We start from the raw sequence: 15,064 nt of genomic DNA, 5'->3' as shown, positions 1-15,064 counted from the left end.
ATATCCAATTTGTTTTGTCTTAGGAGGAAGAGCAATGAAGAAAAAAATGTACCAGAACGCCGCAGCAGCCCACTTTCGCGAACATTCCTCAATCTACTTATTTGTTATTGTTTTATTTCTGATGGGTGTCATTTTTGGAGCTATAGTTGTAAATAGCTTGAGTTTTACACAAAAAGAAGATTTATTTTATTATCTGTCTCAGTTTTTTGGACAAGTATCAGATGGACATATTGCAGCAGCGGATGAATTATTCAAACAAAGCTTTTTCCATAATACAAAATTTATAGGATTGATGTGGATTTTGGGAATCTCCATAATTGGACTGCCAGTCATTCTGATTCTTTTATTTATGAAAGGCATGGTGGTTGGCTTTACAGTTGGCTTTCTCGTTAACCGAATGGGATGGGAAGGATTTTTGCTTTCCTTCGTATCGGTCCTTCCCCAGAACCTGATCATCATACCTATCTTTATAATCGCCGCAACACTGGCTGTGTCTTTCTCTTTAAAAATGATTAGAAGACAATTTATGAAGAAAGCCGGACAGCCCATGATGCCCCTTTTCGGAAGATATATGATTGCTTTTGCTGTGGCCATTCTGTTTCTAATCGCTGCAGCCGGGGTAGAGGCATTTATCTCGCCTGTCTTAATGAAGTCTGTTGTAAGTTCAATCCAATCCTGATAAAAATCATGCTAAAGGCAGAGCGGCTGACTCTGCCTTTTTGCTGTACGGGAAAAGGATAAAAATTATAATATAGGGTACATATAAAGAGGTTTAAAACTGTTTTAGAGAATATTGTAATTATTATTATATTAAATTGATTATCGTTTGTTATTTATAATTATTTTATTTTGAATGTGAACTTATTTCTGTTATAATGAGAATGTTAGTGGCGAGGGAGGGACTTTCGGTATGGAAAGCAGAATTGAAAGAATCAAAAAACAGTTGCATTCATCCAGCTATAAACTAACACCACAGCGAGAGGCAACAGTTCGCGTCCTGTTAGAACACGAAGAGGATCATTTAAGTGCGGAAGATGTCTACCTCCTAGTAAAAGAGAAATCGCCTGAGATAGGCTTGGCAACTGTATATAGAACACTTGAATTGCTGACTGAATTAAAAATTGTCGATAAAATCAACTTCGGTGACGGAGTTTCCCGTTATGACCTGCGTCAGGAAGGGGCAGCCCATTTTCACCACCATTTAGTCTGTATTGAGTGCGGAGCTGTTGATGAAATACAGGAAGATTTGCTTGAAGACGTTGAGGAAGTGGTTGAACGCCGCTGGAACTTTAAAATAAAAGATCACCGCCTTACGTTCCATGGCATCTGCTACCGCTGCCAGGATAAACAAACAGAAAATGAAACCGAAGCAGATGAAAATTAATAGTTTCTTGACAAAGCTTATTCTACATTAGGATAGGCTTTTTATTTTGAGCCGTTTTCAAAAAGGGCAAGTGCCCTGAAGAAACATCATTTATTCAAATTCAGGTATAATTCTTGTCCAAAATGGCATACCTTTTAATAATAGATAGCTGAATATCTTTCTTTTTATTAAAAGTTATGGAGGACCAAACCATGAAATCCTGGCTGGGCATGGCTTTTCAGACCATTAAAGTATTTGTGATTTTTACTGGATGCACAATCCTTTTTTATTATGGTATTATGTGGTTAAATGAAGAATACCAGGATTATCACCGCTATGACGAACCAAGGGGAGCGGCTGTTAAGGTGTCAGCGAGCGGAACTGATGAAGATAGGAGCTTGCTGGACCGGTTAATTCTTTTCTACTTAAACGGGGAGTAATGCTATCATATGGATGATCAGTTAAAAGACTTTATTCATTATTTACTTGTAGAAAAAGGCCTCGCCAAAAATACAATTATCTCGTATGAAAGAGATTTGAAAAGTTATCTGAAGTATCTCAATTCGGAAGAGAAGCTTGCAAGCCTTGAGAATGTGCAGCGCATGCAAATTGTCCAATTTCTCGGCTTTTTAAAAAAACAGGGCAAATCCTCAAAAACTCTGGCCCGGCATATAGCCTCCATAAGGGCCTTTCACCAATTTCTGCTCCGCGAAAAAGCAGTTGGCCATGATCCTTCTGTCCATATAGAAACACCGCAAATGGAACGTTCGCTTCCAAAAGTATTAAACATGCAGGAAGTGGAAACTTTATTGGATCTTCCGGAAATTAAGGATCACTTTGGTCTGCGGGATAAAGCCATGCTTGAACTTTTATATGCTACAGGCATTCGCGTAAGTGAACTGATAGGCCTGAACTCAGGTGATGTTCATTTAACGATGGGCTTTGTAAGATGTATTGGCAAAGGGAACAAGGAACGGATTGTGCCTATTGGCAAAACAGCTTCTGAAGCGCTTGAAAGGTATTTAACTGATGGAAGAGGCAAGTTCGTTTCTAAAAAGCATAGGGATGAAGCATTATTTTTAAATCATCACGGCAGACGTCTTTCGAGACAGGGATTCTGGAAAATACTGAAGCGGCTGGCCAAGGAGGCAGGGATCGAGAAGGAGCTGACTCCACATACGCTGAGGCATTCATTTGCCACTCATCTGCTGGAAAATGGGGCAGATTTGCGGGCTGTCCAGGAAATGCTTGGACATGCCGATATTTCCACTACGCAAATCTATACGCATGTAACCAAAACACGGCTAAAAGATGTGTACAGTCAATACCATCCGCGTGCTTAAAATAGAAAAAATCAAATGTCATAAAGCTGCCATAAAAATAGGCAGCTTTTTCTTGTCATTTTACCTGTTTATTAGGTAAAATATAGATGTCAGACTTCTGACAAATGAAAGGGCTATCCTTATTATGTTTTAAAACGCGGGAATGGCGGTATACACCCCGGCTCCAGCAAGAGAATCAGTGTTAAATAAACCTAAAAAGGGTACTATACGAATATGATTTTTGTAACCGTATTCAAATTATTAGGAGGTTTTCAAATGTCTGCATATACATATAAGCGCGTTTTTTTAATTGTCATGGATTCAGTGGGAATCGGAGAAGCGCCTGATGCCGATAAATTCGGTGACAAAGGTGCCGATACAATTGGCCACATCGCAGAAAAAATGAATGGCCTGAAGATGCCGAACATGGGCAAACTTGGCCTTAGTAATATCCGCGAAATCAAAGGAATCGAAAAAGCGGATAACCCTATGGCGTTTTACACGAAGATGCAGGAAGCATCAAACGGAAAAGACACAATGACTGGTCACTGGGAAATTATGGGGTTGAATATTCAAACTCCATTTAGAGTCTTTCCTGATGGATTTCCGGAGGAATTGATTTCAGAACTTGAATCACGCACCGGCAGGAAGATTATTGGGAATAAGCCTGCAAGCGGAACAGAAATCCTGGTTGAACTGGGAGAAGAACATATGAGAACAGGAGCACTGATTGTTTATACATCAGCCGATTCAGTTCTGCAGATTGCGGCACATGAAGATATCATTCCAATTGAAGAACAGTATAAAATCTGTAAAATTGCACGCGAGCTGACACTTGATGAAAAATATATGGTAGGCCGTGTGATTGCCAGACCATTCGTTGGCGAGCCGGGAAATTTCCAAAGAACATCAAACAGACATGATTATGCGTTAAAGCCATTTGACCGCACAGTAATGAATGAAATGGCAGATGGCGGACTTGATGTAGTGGCAATTGGGAAAATCTCCGACATTTATGATGGAGAGGGAGTAACTGAGGCCATTCGCACAACGTCAAATATGGATGGAATGGATAAGCTGATCGAAACGTTTGATAAAGAATTTACGGGACTGAGCTTTGTCAATCTGGTGGACTTTGATGCATTATTTGGCCATAGACGTGATCCGGAAGGGTATGGAAAAGCTCTTGAAGAGTTTGATGAACGCCTGCCTGAAGTATTTGAGAAAATGCAGGATGGCGACTTATTAATAATTACGGCAGACCACGGCAATGACCCTGTCCATCATGGCACAGATCATACGAGAGAATACGTTCCGCTTCTTGTTTATTCAAAAGATATGGAAGAAGGAAAAGAGCTTCCGGTCAGTGAAACCTTTGCAGATATTGGGGCGACTATATCGGATAACTTTAATGTGAAAATGCCGGCCTATGGCAAAAGCTTTTTGAACCAACTGAAATAATTACATTACAAATGCAGATGAGGAGATTGAAAATGGATTACAGCAAAATTCAAAATGCAGCTGAATTTCTTAAAAATAAATATACAGGCCAGCCAAAGATTGGGCTGATTTTAGGTTCAGGACTTGGTGTATTGGCAGACGAAATCGAAGAACCGGTTAAAATCCCGTACAATGAAATTCCTGATTTCCCTGTATCAACAGTAGAGGGTCATGCAGGACAGCTTGTATTTGGACGCTTGAACGGCATTGAAGTGGTTGCTATGCAAGGCCGGTTCCATTATTACGAAGGATACTCCTTCGATAAGGTAACCTTCCCTGTAAGAGTTATGAATGAGATGGGTGTTGAGAAGCTCATTGTTACAAATGCGGCAGGCGGAGTGAATGAAAGCTATTCTCCAGGCGATTTAATGCTAATTTCAGACCATATCAACAATATGGGCAGCAATCCTTTAATCGGTCCTAATGATTCCCGGATGGGTCCGCGTTTTCCGGATATGTCAGAAGCATATTCCAAAGAATTGAGAAAACTTGCCAGAGGACTAGCCGAAAAACTGAACCTGAAGATTCAGGAAGGAGTATATGTCGGCAATACAGGCCCAACATATGAAACCCCTGCAGAAGTTCGCATGCTGAGAACAATGGGCGGAGATGCAGTCGGCATGTCAACTGTTCCGGAAGTCATTGTGGCACAGCATTCAGGCATGAAGGTCCTTGGAATCTCCTGTATCTCAAACATGGCAGCAGGCATCCTTGACCAGCCGCTTAACCATGAAGAAGTAATCGAAACAACAGAAAAAGTCAAAGCTGACTTCCTTCGTTATGTGAAAGCAATCGTTAAGGAATTTGGTGCTTAAGCTTATTAATTTTGGCGGTTATGCTGCTGACTTTTTAAGCAAAACAACAATCGATTAGAATAAAGCCATAAATAAATGAAAGTGGTGTTTGTTGATGAGAATGGTGGATCTTATTGAAAAGAAAAGAGACGGACTGGAGTTAACGGCAGAAGAAATTCAATTCGTCATTAAAGGATACACGAACGGTTCAATCCCGGATTATCAGGTAAGTGCATTAACAATGGCAATCTTCTTCCGGGGGATGACAGAGAACGAAAGAGCCAACTTAACTATGGCAATGGTAGAATCCGGTGATCAAATCGACTTATCCAAAATAGAAGGAATTAAAGTAGATAAACATTCAACTGGCGGTGTAGGTGACACAACAACACTCGTACTGGGCCCGCTTGTAGCTGCAGTAGGTGTTCCGGTTGCGAAGATGTCAGGGCGCGGCCTTGGACATACAGGCGGAACAATCGACAAGCTTGAGGCTGTTGAAGGATTCCATGTTGAAATAGAGAATGAAGAATTTATTAAGCTTGTTAATCAAAATAAAATTGCAGTCATTGGCCAGAGCGGGAACTTAACGCCTGCAGACAAAAAGTTATATGCACTGCGCGATGTAACTGCCACAGTGGACAGTATCCCTCTGATTGCAAGCTCGATTATGAGCAAAAAAATCGCTGCAGGTGCTGACGCCATTGTCCTTGATGTTAAGACAGGCGCCGGCGCATTTATGAAGACACTTGACGATTCACGTGAATTAGCAAAAGCAATGGTCCGCATTGGAAATAATGTTGGCAGAAACACAATGGCTGTCATCTCAGATATGAGCCAGCCGCTTGGTTATGCCATCGGCAATGCCCTTGAAGTAAAGGAAGCTATCGATACATTAAGAGGCGAAGGACCTGAAGATTTGACTGAGCTTTGCCTGACCCTTGGAAGCCATATGGTTTTCCTTGCGAAAAAAGCGGATTCATTGAAGGAAGCGCGCGAAAAATTAGAGAATGCTATGAAGGACGGTTCAGCTTTAGAAACATTTAAAGTATTCCTAAGCTCACAAGGCGGAGATGCGTCAGTTGTCGATGATCCGCAGAAACTGCCTCAGGCAAAATATACATTTGAATTAGAAGCTAAGCAGGATGGCTATGTTTCTGAGATTGTTGCGGATGAAATTGGAACTGCAGCCATGCTATTGGGAGCAGGAAGAGCAACGAAGGAATCAGAAATTGATCTGGCTGTCGGCCTGATTTTAAGAAAGAAAATCGGCGACCGTGTACAGAAGGGCGAATCTCTCGTCACCATCTGCAGCAATTTTGAAAGTGTAGAAGAAGTAAGAACTATGCTTTATGAAAACATTACACTGTCCACAGAAAAAGTGGAGGCACCAGTATTAATTCATGAAGAAATAACTGAATAATAGTGAATCAGGAAGCCGCCGGAGGGTTATATCCGGCGGCTTTTTTTGCGTGGGGCTGACTGTTTAATTTCTTTTTAGTCTTCCTGGACTGTATAAATTTTCTTTAACTGGAAAAAATGGAGGCTATAAAGAATGGAGGTATTGTGTGATGAAACGACTCGTCTCATTAATGTTAATAGCATTATTAATGGCAACAATCTTTGCTCCTTCCGGGTTTGCAAGAGAAAGCAGCGCGGATTTAGCAGATAATGTGAAATCCGCAATTCTTATCGAGCGTGATACCGGTTCGGTATTGTATGAAAAAAACAGCGGTGAGCAGCTTCCGCCTGCCAGCATGACAAAAGTCATGACCATGCTCTTAATTATGGAAGCGATAGATGAAGGAAAGCTGTCATGGGATGAGAAAATCCGGACAAGCGAATATGCGGCATCAATGGGCGGTTCGCAAATCTTCCTGGAGCCGGGTGAAGAAATGACCACCAAGCAAATGCTGCAGGGGATTGCCATTGGTTCCGGCAATGATGCATCCGTTGCAATGGCTGAGAGAATTGCCGGTTCAGAAGAAGCTTTTGTTGAAATGATGAATAAAAAGGCAAAGGAATTAGGGCTGAAAAATACCCAATTCCAAAACCCTACAGGCTTGTCAGCTAAGGAACATTACAGTACTGCACATGATATGGCCATAATGGCCAAAGAGCTTCTTAAATATGAGAAAATAACTGATTTTACGGGCACATATGAAGCCTATCTTCGTGAAGACACAGATAAAAAATTCTGGCTGGTCAATACAAATCGCCTTGTGCGTTTTTATCCTGGTGTCGATGGCCTCAAAACCGGTTTTACCTCTGAAGCAAAATACTGTCTGACGGCAACAGCCGAGAAAGACGGAATGCGGGTTATAGCCGTGGTTTTTGGCGCACCGACTTCAAAAGAACGAAATGCTCAAGTGACTAAAATGCTCGACTTTGCATTCAGCCAATATAAGACCCACCCAATGTACGAAAGAAATCACGTTCTTGGAAAAGTAGAAGTCAGCAAAGGCGAAAAGAAGATGGTTGAAGCCCTGACCAGTGAACCGATTTCCCTTTTAACTAAAAAAGGTGAAAGTATTAAAGAAATTGAACAGAAGATTACTTTAAATAAAAAAATTAAAGCTCCTGTCCAAAAGGGTGATCAGATCGGAACATTAACCTTGAAAAAGGATGGAAAAGTCTTAGTTGAAAGCCCTTTAGTTGCTAAAGAAGACAGCAGTGAAGCATCATGGTGGACATTATTTAAACGATCCATGGGGTTATTTTCAAAAACTGAATAATTTATCGCAGTCTAACGGGCAGTAAGACACCCACTTCAAGACTCAGAGGAATCAAAGGAGGATAAGTGGGGGTCAAACTGCCCGATCTAGCTGCGGCTCCTAGGGGCTCGAGGTCATAAGCCAATCAGCTGATGGGAAGAAAAGCACTCCCCGCCATCTGCTCGTCTTATGCTTGTCACCCCAAGGCAAGTCGCCTCGCTTTATAATGTAAAGGCCCGATTGGTGAGATACAGTGAAACTTGCCGACGCGCAGGCAGAGGCTTAGTTGAACCAATCGGGCTCGTAGTGTCGATTGATCGAAGCGCTAGCGGAGATCTTAGCGACACTAGAACGCGACTAACAATCAGTGGGGGATAAGGAAACCCCCACTGATTGAAGTTTCACTTTATTTTTGTCGAAAAACATCCCTATGATTATTATTTTTAGCGAAAATACACTAGTTTTGTCTCCAGGAAGGAAATGAAGCTCCAGGCATCGAAATTGACTCACTATAAGGGCGGATACCGGAATTTTATAAGATTCCGGATAATCCTATCCGGAGGAAAAGCATGAGCATTAGCGGCTTTTTCAGTTGCGGATACCAGATAAGGAGGCTAAGATAGTGAGTCTTAACATTAATTTGGAAGTAAAGCATGATGTCTTATGTATTCGTTTAAGCGGGGAACTGGACCATCATTCGGCAGATGAACTGCGTGAACAGGCGACAAAGGCGATTGAAGATCATGACATCCATCATATTATATTAAACCTTGAGCAGCTTTCTTTTATGGACAGTTCAGGGCTGGGAGTGATTTTGGGCCGCTATAAACAAATCAAACAGAAGCATGGTGAAATGGTTGTTTGTGCGATTTCTCCAGCAGTGCAGAGACTATTTGATATGTCGGGTTTATTTAAGATAATCCGTTTAGAACCGACAGAAGAAAACGCACTGCAAAGATTGGGGGTTGCCTGAACGATGAAAAATGTGATGAACCTCGAATTCAGTGCGCTTAGCCAAAATGAATCATTCGCCCGTGTCACTGTGGCTGCCTTTATTGCCCAGCTTGATCCGACAATGGACGAACTGACAGAAATTAAAACGGTCGTTTCTGAAGCTGTAACCAACTCCATTATTCACGGCTATGAAAATGATCCTAATGGGGTCGTCTATATTTCTGTCCTGATTGAAGATGGATTCATTGATCTGACCATTAAGGATAAGGGCCTTGGGATTATGGATGTGGAAGAGGCGAGGCAGCCATTATTTACAACAAAACCTGAATTGGAAAGATCAGGTATGGGCTTTACCATCATGGAAAATTTCATGGACGAAATCGAAATCAAATCGCAGCCGGGAATAGGCACAGAGATCCGATTAAGGAAGCATTTATCAAATAGTAAAATGCTATGCAATTAAGGGAGTCTTGCTATGGATGTGGAGGTTAAAGCAGAGAAGGGCCAAACCTATTTAAAGGACAATGAAGTCAAGGAGCTAATAAAGCAAAGCCAAAGCGGAGATCAGGGTGCAAGGGACAGAATTGTTCAAAAAAATATGCGTCTTGTCTGGTCTGTCGTCCAGAGATTCTTGAATAGAGGGTATGAACCTGATGACCTCTTCCAAATTGGCTGTATCGGCTTATTGAAATCGGTTGATAAGTTTGATCTGAGTTATGATGTAAAGTTTTCGACCTACGCGGTTCCAATGATTATTGGAGAAATCCAAAGGTTCATACGGGATGATGGAACGGTAAAAGTAAGCCGTTCTTTAAAAGAAATGGGCAATAAAATCAGGAAAGCCAAAGACGAGTTATCAAAAACGCTTGGCCGCATCCCAACCGTTACAGAGCTTTCCGAGTTCCTGGAAATTTCTCCTGAAGATATTATCCTTGCCCAGGAAGCAAGCAGGATCCCATCTTCTATACATGAAACAGTGTATGAAAACGACGGAGATCCCATTACACTGCTCGATCAGATTGATGATGGCAATGAAGGAAAATGGTTTGATAAAATAGCATTAAAAGAAGCGATCCGTGAATTGGATGAGCGGGAAAGACTGATTGTTTACTTGCGCTACTATAAAGATCAGACTCAATCCGAAGTAGCGGCAAGGCTTGGCATTTCCCAGGTGCAGGTGTCGCGTCTGGAAAAAAAGATACTGCAGCAAATGAAAGACCGGATGGATATTTAAATCCAATCCGGTCTTTCATTTTTTTTATCGCAGTCTAACGGGCAGTAAGACCCCCACTTCAACACTCAGAGGAATCAAAGGAGGATAAGTGGGGGTCAAACTGCCCGTAAAGGCCCGATTGGTGAGATACAGTGAAACTTGCCGTCGCGCAGGCAGAGGCTTAGTTGAACCAATCGGGTTCGTAGTGTCGATTGATCGAAGCGCTAGCGGAGACCTTAGCGACACTAGAACGCGACTAACAATCAGTGGGGGATAAGGAGCACCCCCACTGATTGAAGTTTCACTTTATCTAACAGCCAATTATTGGAGTTCATGAAGCTAATATATGTAACTCATACTAAATATAGACACAAAAGCGAAAAGCTCTAAATAGGCGAACCAAATTCGAAGAGGATATCACTTGTGTGGGAAGTGAGCATATTGGAAAAAACAGTTTATATCCGCTTGCGGCATCGGCTGCAAATACGGCCCAATCAGAGAATACTGCTGAAAGATATTGCACAGGTCATTGCCGACGATGACATTTACGAAAAGCTTTGTGCACTTCCGCTTTATCAAGTAAGCGAGCAGGACCGGAATATTGTGGTAATTGATGTTATGAAGGTAATTAGGACCATAACCCAGTTATTTTCAAACATTGAAGTCCAGTCGATCGGGCCGGCTCAAGCGATAGTCGAGGTTGTTACAAAGAAACGTAAAGTATCTTTTCCTCTATTTCTGCTGGTTTGGCTGCTTCTGTTCATAGGTGCTGCCCTCGCTATTATGAATTTTCATGAAGACGTGAGCATGCAGGCTGTACAGCTTAGAATTTACACTCTCATAACCGGGGAAGTGGACAGCAGGCCTCTCATTTTTCAAATTCCCTATTCGATTGGCCTGGGGCTTGGCATGATCATTTTCTTTAACCATGTTTTTAAGAAGCGGCTGAACGAGGAACCAAGCCCGCTGGAAGTAGAAATGTTCAATTATCAGCTTGATCTTGATAACTATGTTGCATTGAAAGAAAACAAGGAGAGTATGAAGTATCTTGATGACCATTAATGTTGTCCTGGTAATGATCATAGGATTTGCCGGCGGGCTCGCTGTTGGTTCAGGTTTTGTTGCATTCCTGGCTGTTTTGGGCATTATCCCAAGGCTTACCCAGCTGAGCAAAACGATGAAGATGATCCATTATTATGAAGCTGCAGTTGTAATGGGAGCTTTGGCTGGTGCACTGGCAACTTTATGGAATCCGGTTTTTCACCTGACAGCCCTGTTACTGATACCCATTGGGCTTGCTTCGGGCATATTTATTGGCATGCTGGCAGCAGCTTTAACTGAAGTGCTGAATGTTTTTCCAATCCTTGCGAAGAGAATCGGAGTAGATGGAAAGATTGTGATTTTATTGATGGCATTTGTATTTGGAAAGGTGTTCGGATCACTGTTTCAATGGATTTATTTTGTAAATAAATAAGAAACCGGCTGGGCATATTTAAGAAAAATGAGGATTCGGAAAGGAAAAACTGCTATGGATGAACGGAGGCACGTCATTCTTATAACTGATGGCGACGATTTTGCAAGAAAGACAGTGGAGCATGTTGCGAAGGAAATCGGAGGAAGATGCCTATCTTTGTCGCATGGAAACCCTTCTGTTTTAAACGGTCAGCAAATCGTCAAGCTGATTAAAAAAGTCTCCCATGACCCCGTATTGGTTATGTTTGATGACAGCGGGTTTATCGGGGAGGGAGCCGGAGAGAATGCGCTGAAGTATGTTGCATGCCATAAAGATATCGATGTTCTGGGAGTCATAGCAGTTGCCTCAAAAACAAGACAGGCCGAGTGGACAAAAGTAGATGTATGTATCGATAACAACGGGGAATTGACTCCATATGGAGTTGATAAGTTCGGAGTACCCGAAATGGAAATTGGCAGAATTAATGGTGATACCGTTTATTGTCTTGATCAGCTGGATGTGCCGATAATCGTGGGAATTGGCGATATCGGAAAGATGTCTAAAAAAGATCATTATGAATTAGGTTCGCCAATTACTAAAAAGGCAGTAGAGCTTATATTGGAAAGGAGCGGCTATTATGACACGAAACAAGACGAAGGATGAAAAGATACCTATATATGAGTCCGTCCATGAAATTGAAAAGTACATGAAAAATAGAGTTGGCCTGGGAGAAAGCTTCGATCTGGGTGTCAGAAAGCTAACGATCTTAAGGAAGGATGTTCATTTCTATTATATTAATGGACTAACCGATACGAGTTATATCATTGCCATCATTGAGGGTCTGGTGGGGATCAATGACAGTGAAAAACTTTCCTCTAACCTATTTAAAATCATTGAAAACAGGCTGAGACATCAATCCATTGAGCACATTAAAACAATGGATGAATTGGTTGATCAAGTACTATCAGGCCTGATTGTCGTTGTCGGCGAGGGTGAGGGAGAGGGACTTGTCATCGATGTCAGAAGCTATCCCGGAAGAACCCCGCAGGAACCGGATACTGAAAAAGTTGTCCGCGGCTCAAGAGATGGCTATGTAGAGAATATAATAATTAACACAGCCCTGACCCGCAGAAGGATTAGAGATGAACGGCTTCGCTTTGAAATCATGCGTGTTGGTGAAAGATCCAAGACAGATGTCGCAATTGGTTTCATAAAAGATGTGGCGAATAAGGATTTAGTTGATTTAATTAGAAAAGAAATTAAAGCGATTGAAATAGATGGCATTACAATGGCTGACAAAACAGTCGAGGAATTTCTTTTAAAGCAGGGATACAATCCATTCCCGCTGGTGCGGTATACGGAAAGAGCAGATGTGGCAGCGGCCCATTTGCTTGAAGGGCATGTCATTATATTTGTTGATACTTCACCAAGTGTCATTATTACACCTACAACCTATTTTCATCATTTGCAGCATGCAGAAGAATACAGGCAATCGCCGGCAGTCGGCACATTTGTCCGCTGGATTCGTTTCTTAGGCTTATTGGCATCGATTGTACTGCTTCCGCTTTGGTTTTTGTTCGTTTTGGAGCCTTCACTCCTGCCTGAAAGAATTGCGTTTGTGGGCCCTAACGAAGAAACGAATGTTCCTGTCATTGTCCAGCTGTTTCTCGCCGATGTCGGGATTGAATTTCTAAGGATCGCCGCCATTCATACGCCAACTCCGCTTTCAACCGCAATGGGTTTGATAGCAGCAGTACTTATTGGGCAAATTGCCATTGATGTCGGTTTGTTTGTCCCGGAGGTCATCTTGTATGTAGCACTTGCAGCAATTGGAACATTTGCAACGCCAAGCTATGAATTGAGTATTGCCAATAAAATTGTAAGGCTTGGCCTTCTTATAGCTGTTGCGATTTTCCATACACCAGGCTTGGTGGTAGGGCTTACATTGACGATTCTTCTGCTTGCAAGCATCAAATCATTGAACACACCATATCTTTGGCCGTTTATTCCATTCAGCCCGGTGGCTTTAACCCAAATCCTGATTCGCCGTTCCATGCCCGGTTCAAAGATCAGGCCAAGTATTGTGCAGACTAAAAATCGTTACAAGCAGCCTGTAAAATAAGAAATACGCGTAATGCCGATTGCTAAGATACACGAAATATGGTAAAGTTTTTTTAATTAAATAAAGGATTAAAGGAAACAGAATAGACAGTCTCTTGGGGTGCTGTCTATTTCTTTCATAAATTGTTCAGTCTCGGGGGCAAGACACCTGAGGAAAAGGAAGAGGGGGAACCATGTTTTTTCACGGCACCATGAAGGCAAATGACAAAGGGCATCTTGAAATTGGCGGTATGGATACTGTCGAACTCGCCAGTCAATTTGGAACACCTTTATACGTATATGATGTGGCACTAATAAGAGAAAGAGCCAGGGGCTTTAAGGAAACTTTCGAGAAGCTTGGAATAGAAGCACAAGTTGCATATGCGAGCAAAGCTTTCTCAACAGTGGCAATGGTTCAGCTTGTAGATGAAGAAGGACTTTCATTGGATGTGGTATCAGGCGGAGAGTTATACACTGCTCTTGCTGCAGATTTTCCATCTGAAAGAATCCATTTTCACGGGAACAATAAGAGCAGAGAAGAACTTGAGATGGCTCTAAAGAATCATGTCGGCTGTATTGTTGTCGATAATTTTTATGAGCTGGAATTATTAGAGGAAATCTGTGAATCTCTTGCAGTTAAAACAAAAATTTTACTGAGGGTCACGCCAGGAATCGAGGCACATACCCATGACTATATCTTAACCGGCCAGGAAGATTCAAAGTTTGGATTTGACCTGCAGAATGGCCAGGCTGAAAAGGCTCTGCAAATAGCTCTGAATTCAAGCTGGATTGAAACGCTTGGACTGCACTGTCATATCGGCTCTCAGATTTTCGATACAACAGGCTTCATTTTGGCTGCCAAGAAAATTTTTGAGAAGATGGCAGAATGGAAAGAAAAACATGCATATGAACCTAAAGTGCTTAACTTAGGCGGAGGTTTTGGAATCCGCTATACAGAAGAAGATGATCCGATTCATGCATCTAAATATGTTGAAGAAATTATCGGGGAAGTTAAAAAACAGGCTAAGCATTTTTCCATGAAGATGCCGGAAATTTGGATTGAGCCGGGGCGTTCCCTAGTGGGAGATGCCGGAACAACTTTATACCAGACTGGGTCACGCAAAGAGGTTCCAAATGTAAGAAATTATCTCGCTGTGGATGGCGGCATGAGTGACAATATCAGGCCGGCCCTTTATCAGGCTAAGTATGAAGCGGTATTGGCAAACCGGGTGTTGGATAAGCCGGAAGAGACAGTATCAATTGCCGGAAAATGCTGTGAATCAGGCGATATGCTTATTTGGGATTTGCCTCTTCCAAAAGCAGGGGATCGAGACCTCCTGGCTGTTTTCTGTACAGGCGCATACGGTTATTCCATGGCAAATAATTATAATCGAATCCCAAGGCCGCCTGTAGTTTTTATTGAAAATGGAGAGGCTAAGCTGGTTGTTAAAAGGGAAACATACGAGGATCTATTACGATTGGATCTGCCGATTAATGAAAAAATAAAAAATTAAGCTGCCCGCTAAGGCAGCTTAATTCAGACTGTCGACAAACTCGATTAAAATCGTGCTTGTCTGCAGTCTTTTTTGTTTTACAATAGAAGTAATACAATGCTTGAGGTGATTAAAATGCTTTCCAAACATAATCCAATTCA

Annotated in this window: 16 protein-coding genes; all 16 read left to right on the top strand. The window is 42.0% G+C overall.

The genetic code is table 11. The features are described 5' to 3' along the window. Positions 1-34: 34 nt before the first annotated feature. The 16 genes from spoIIM to lysA all read left to right on the top strand — a co-directional run bounded on the left by spoIIM (position 35) and on the right by lysA (position 14,924). A complete protein-coding gene (gene spoIIM, locus ACTHRG_RS17265) occupies positions 35-679 on the top strand; it encodes a stage II sporulation protein M (protein WP_095244751.1) in 645 nt (214 codons plus the stop codon). Positions 680-910: 231 nt separating this feature from the next. After that, the gene (gene fur / locus ACTHRG_RS17260; RefSeq protein WP_076258136.1) at positions 911-1,384 is read left to right on the top strand and encodes a ferric iron uptake transcriptional regulator; all 474 of its coding nucleotides are present in this window, start codon (positions 911-913) and stop codon (positions 1,382-1,384) included. Positions 1,385-1,575: 191 nt separating this feature from the next. After that, positions 1,576-1,803 (top strand): YqzK family protein, encoded by a 228-nt coding sequence (locus ACTHRG_RS17255; RefSeq protein ID WP_035330067.1) that lies wholly within the window; start codon positions 1,576-1,578, stop codon positions 1,801-1,803. Between the two features lie 9 nt (positions 1,804-1,812). Next, positions 1,813-2,706 carry a site-specific tyrosine recombinase XerD gene (xerD, locus tag ACTHRG_RS17250; protein ID WP_076258137.1) on the top strand — a complete coding sequence of 298 codons (894 nt, stop codon included), beginning with the start codon at positions 1,813-1,815 and terminating at the stop codon, positions 2,704-2,706. Positions 2,707-2,961: 255 nt separating this feature from the next. Then, entirely contained in the window at positions 2,962-4,146 is a 1,185-nt protein-coding gene (deoB, locus tag ACTHRG_RS17245; protein ID WP_076258138.1) for a phosphopentomutase, read from the top strand. Between the two features lie 32 nt (positions 4,147-4,178). Further along, a complete protein-coding gene (locus tag ACTHRG_RS17240; RefSeq protein ID WP_035330071.1) occupies positions 4,179-5,000 on the top strand; it encodes a purine-nucleoside phosphorylase in 822 nt (273 codons plus the stop codon). Between the two features lie 94 nt (positions 5,001-5,094). Continuing rightward, positions 5,095-6,399 carry a pyrimidine-nucleoside phosphorylase gene (locus tag ACTHRG_RS17235; RefSeq protein ID WP_440231673.1) on the top strand — a complete coding sequence of 435 codons (1,305 nt, stop codon included), beginning with the start codon at positions 5,095-5,097 and terminating at the stop codon, positions 6,397-6,399. A 148-nt stretch (positions 6,400-6,547) separates the two neighbouring features. Next, positions 6,548-7,711, top strand: coding sequence for a D-alanyl-D-alanine carboxypeptidase family protein (locus tag ACTHRG_RS17230; RefSeq protein WP_048008108.1), 1,164 nt, complete (start codon positions 6,548-6,550; stop codon positions 7,709-7,711). 601 nt (positions 7,712-8,312) lie between these two features. Beyond that, positions 8,313-8,663 (top strand): anti-sigma F factor antagonist, encoded by a 351-nt coding sequence (spoIIAA, locus tag ACTHRG_RS17225; protein WP_076258140.1) that lies wholly within the window; start codon positions 8,313-8,315, stop codon positions 8,661-8,663. 3 nt (positions 8,664-8,666) lie between these two features. Next, a complete protein-coding gene (gene spoIIAB / locus ACTHRG_RS17220; RefSeq protein WP_035330074.1) occupies positions 8,667-9,107 on the top strand; it encodes an anti-sigma F factor in 441 nt (146 codons plus the stop codon). A gap of 12 nt (positions 9,108-9,119) precedes the next feature. Continuing rightward, positions 9,120-9,878 (top strand): RNA polymerase sporulation sigma factor SigF, encoded by a 759-nt coding sequence (sigF, locus tag ACTHRG_RS17215; protein ID WP_076258142.1) that lies wholly within the window; start codon positions 9,120-9,122, stop codon positions 9,876-9,878. Between the two features lie 420 nt (positions 9,879-10,298). Then, the gene (locus ACTHRG_RS17210; RefSeq protein WP_076258163.1) at positions 10,299-10,919 is read left to right on the top strand and encodes a stage V sporulation protein AA; all 621 of its coding nucleotides are present in this window, start codon (positions 10,299-10,301) and stop codon (positions 10,917-10,919) included. Beyond that, the gene (locus ACTHRG_RS17205; RefSeq protein ID WP_076258143.1) at positions 10,909-11,331 is read left to right on the top strand and encodes a stage V sporulation protein AB; all 423 of its coding nucleotides are present in this window, start codon (positions 10,909-10,911) and stop codon (positions 11,329-11,331) included. The genes ACTHRG_RS17210 and ACTHRG_RS17205 overlap by 11 nt, the downstream gene beginning before the upstream one ends. 54 nt (positions 11,332-11,385) lie before the next feature. After that, complete coding sequence (locus tag ACTHRG_RS17200; RefSeq protein ID WP_048008111.1) at positions 11,386-11,973, top strand: stage V sporulation protein AE; 588 nt, start codon at positions 11,386-11,388, stop codon at positions 11,971-11,973. After that, entirely contained in the window at positions 11,948-13,432 is a 1,485-nt protein-coding gene (locus tag ACTHRG_RS17195; protein ID WP_076258144.1) for a spore germination protein, read from the top strand. The genes ACTHRG_RS17200 and ACTHRG_RS17195 overlap by 26 nt, the downstream gene beginning before the upstream one ends. Before the next feature lie 172 nt (positions 13,433-13,604). Next, positions 13,605-14,924: a diaminopimelate decarboxylase gene (lysA, locus tag ACTHRG_RS17190; protein WP_440231671.1), complete on the top strand. Its 1,320-nt coding sequence runs from the start codon at positions 13,605-13,607 to the stop codon at positions 14,922-14,924. Positions 14,925-15,064 lie beyond the last annotated feature (140 nt).

It is taken from the genome of Cytobacillus sp. SAFR-174, from assembly GCF_051964675.1.
Taxonomy (GTDB): Bacteria; Bacillota; Bacilli; order Bacillales; family Cytobacillaceae; genus Cytobacillus.
The sequence above is the reverse complement of the archived record's forward strand: the minus strand, read 5'-3'. Positions and strand labels throughout refer to the sequence as shown.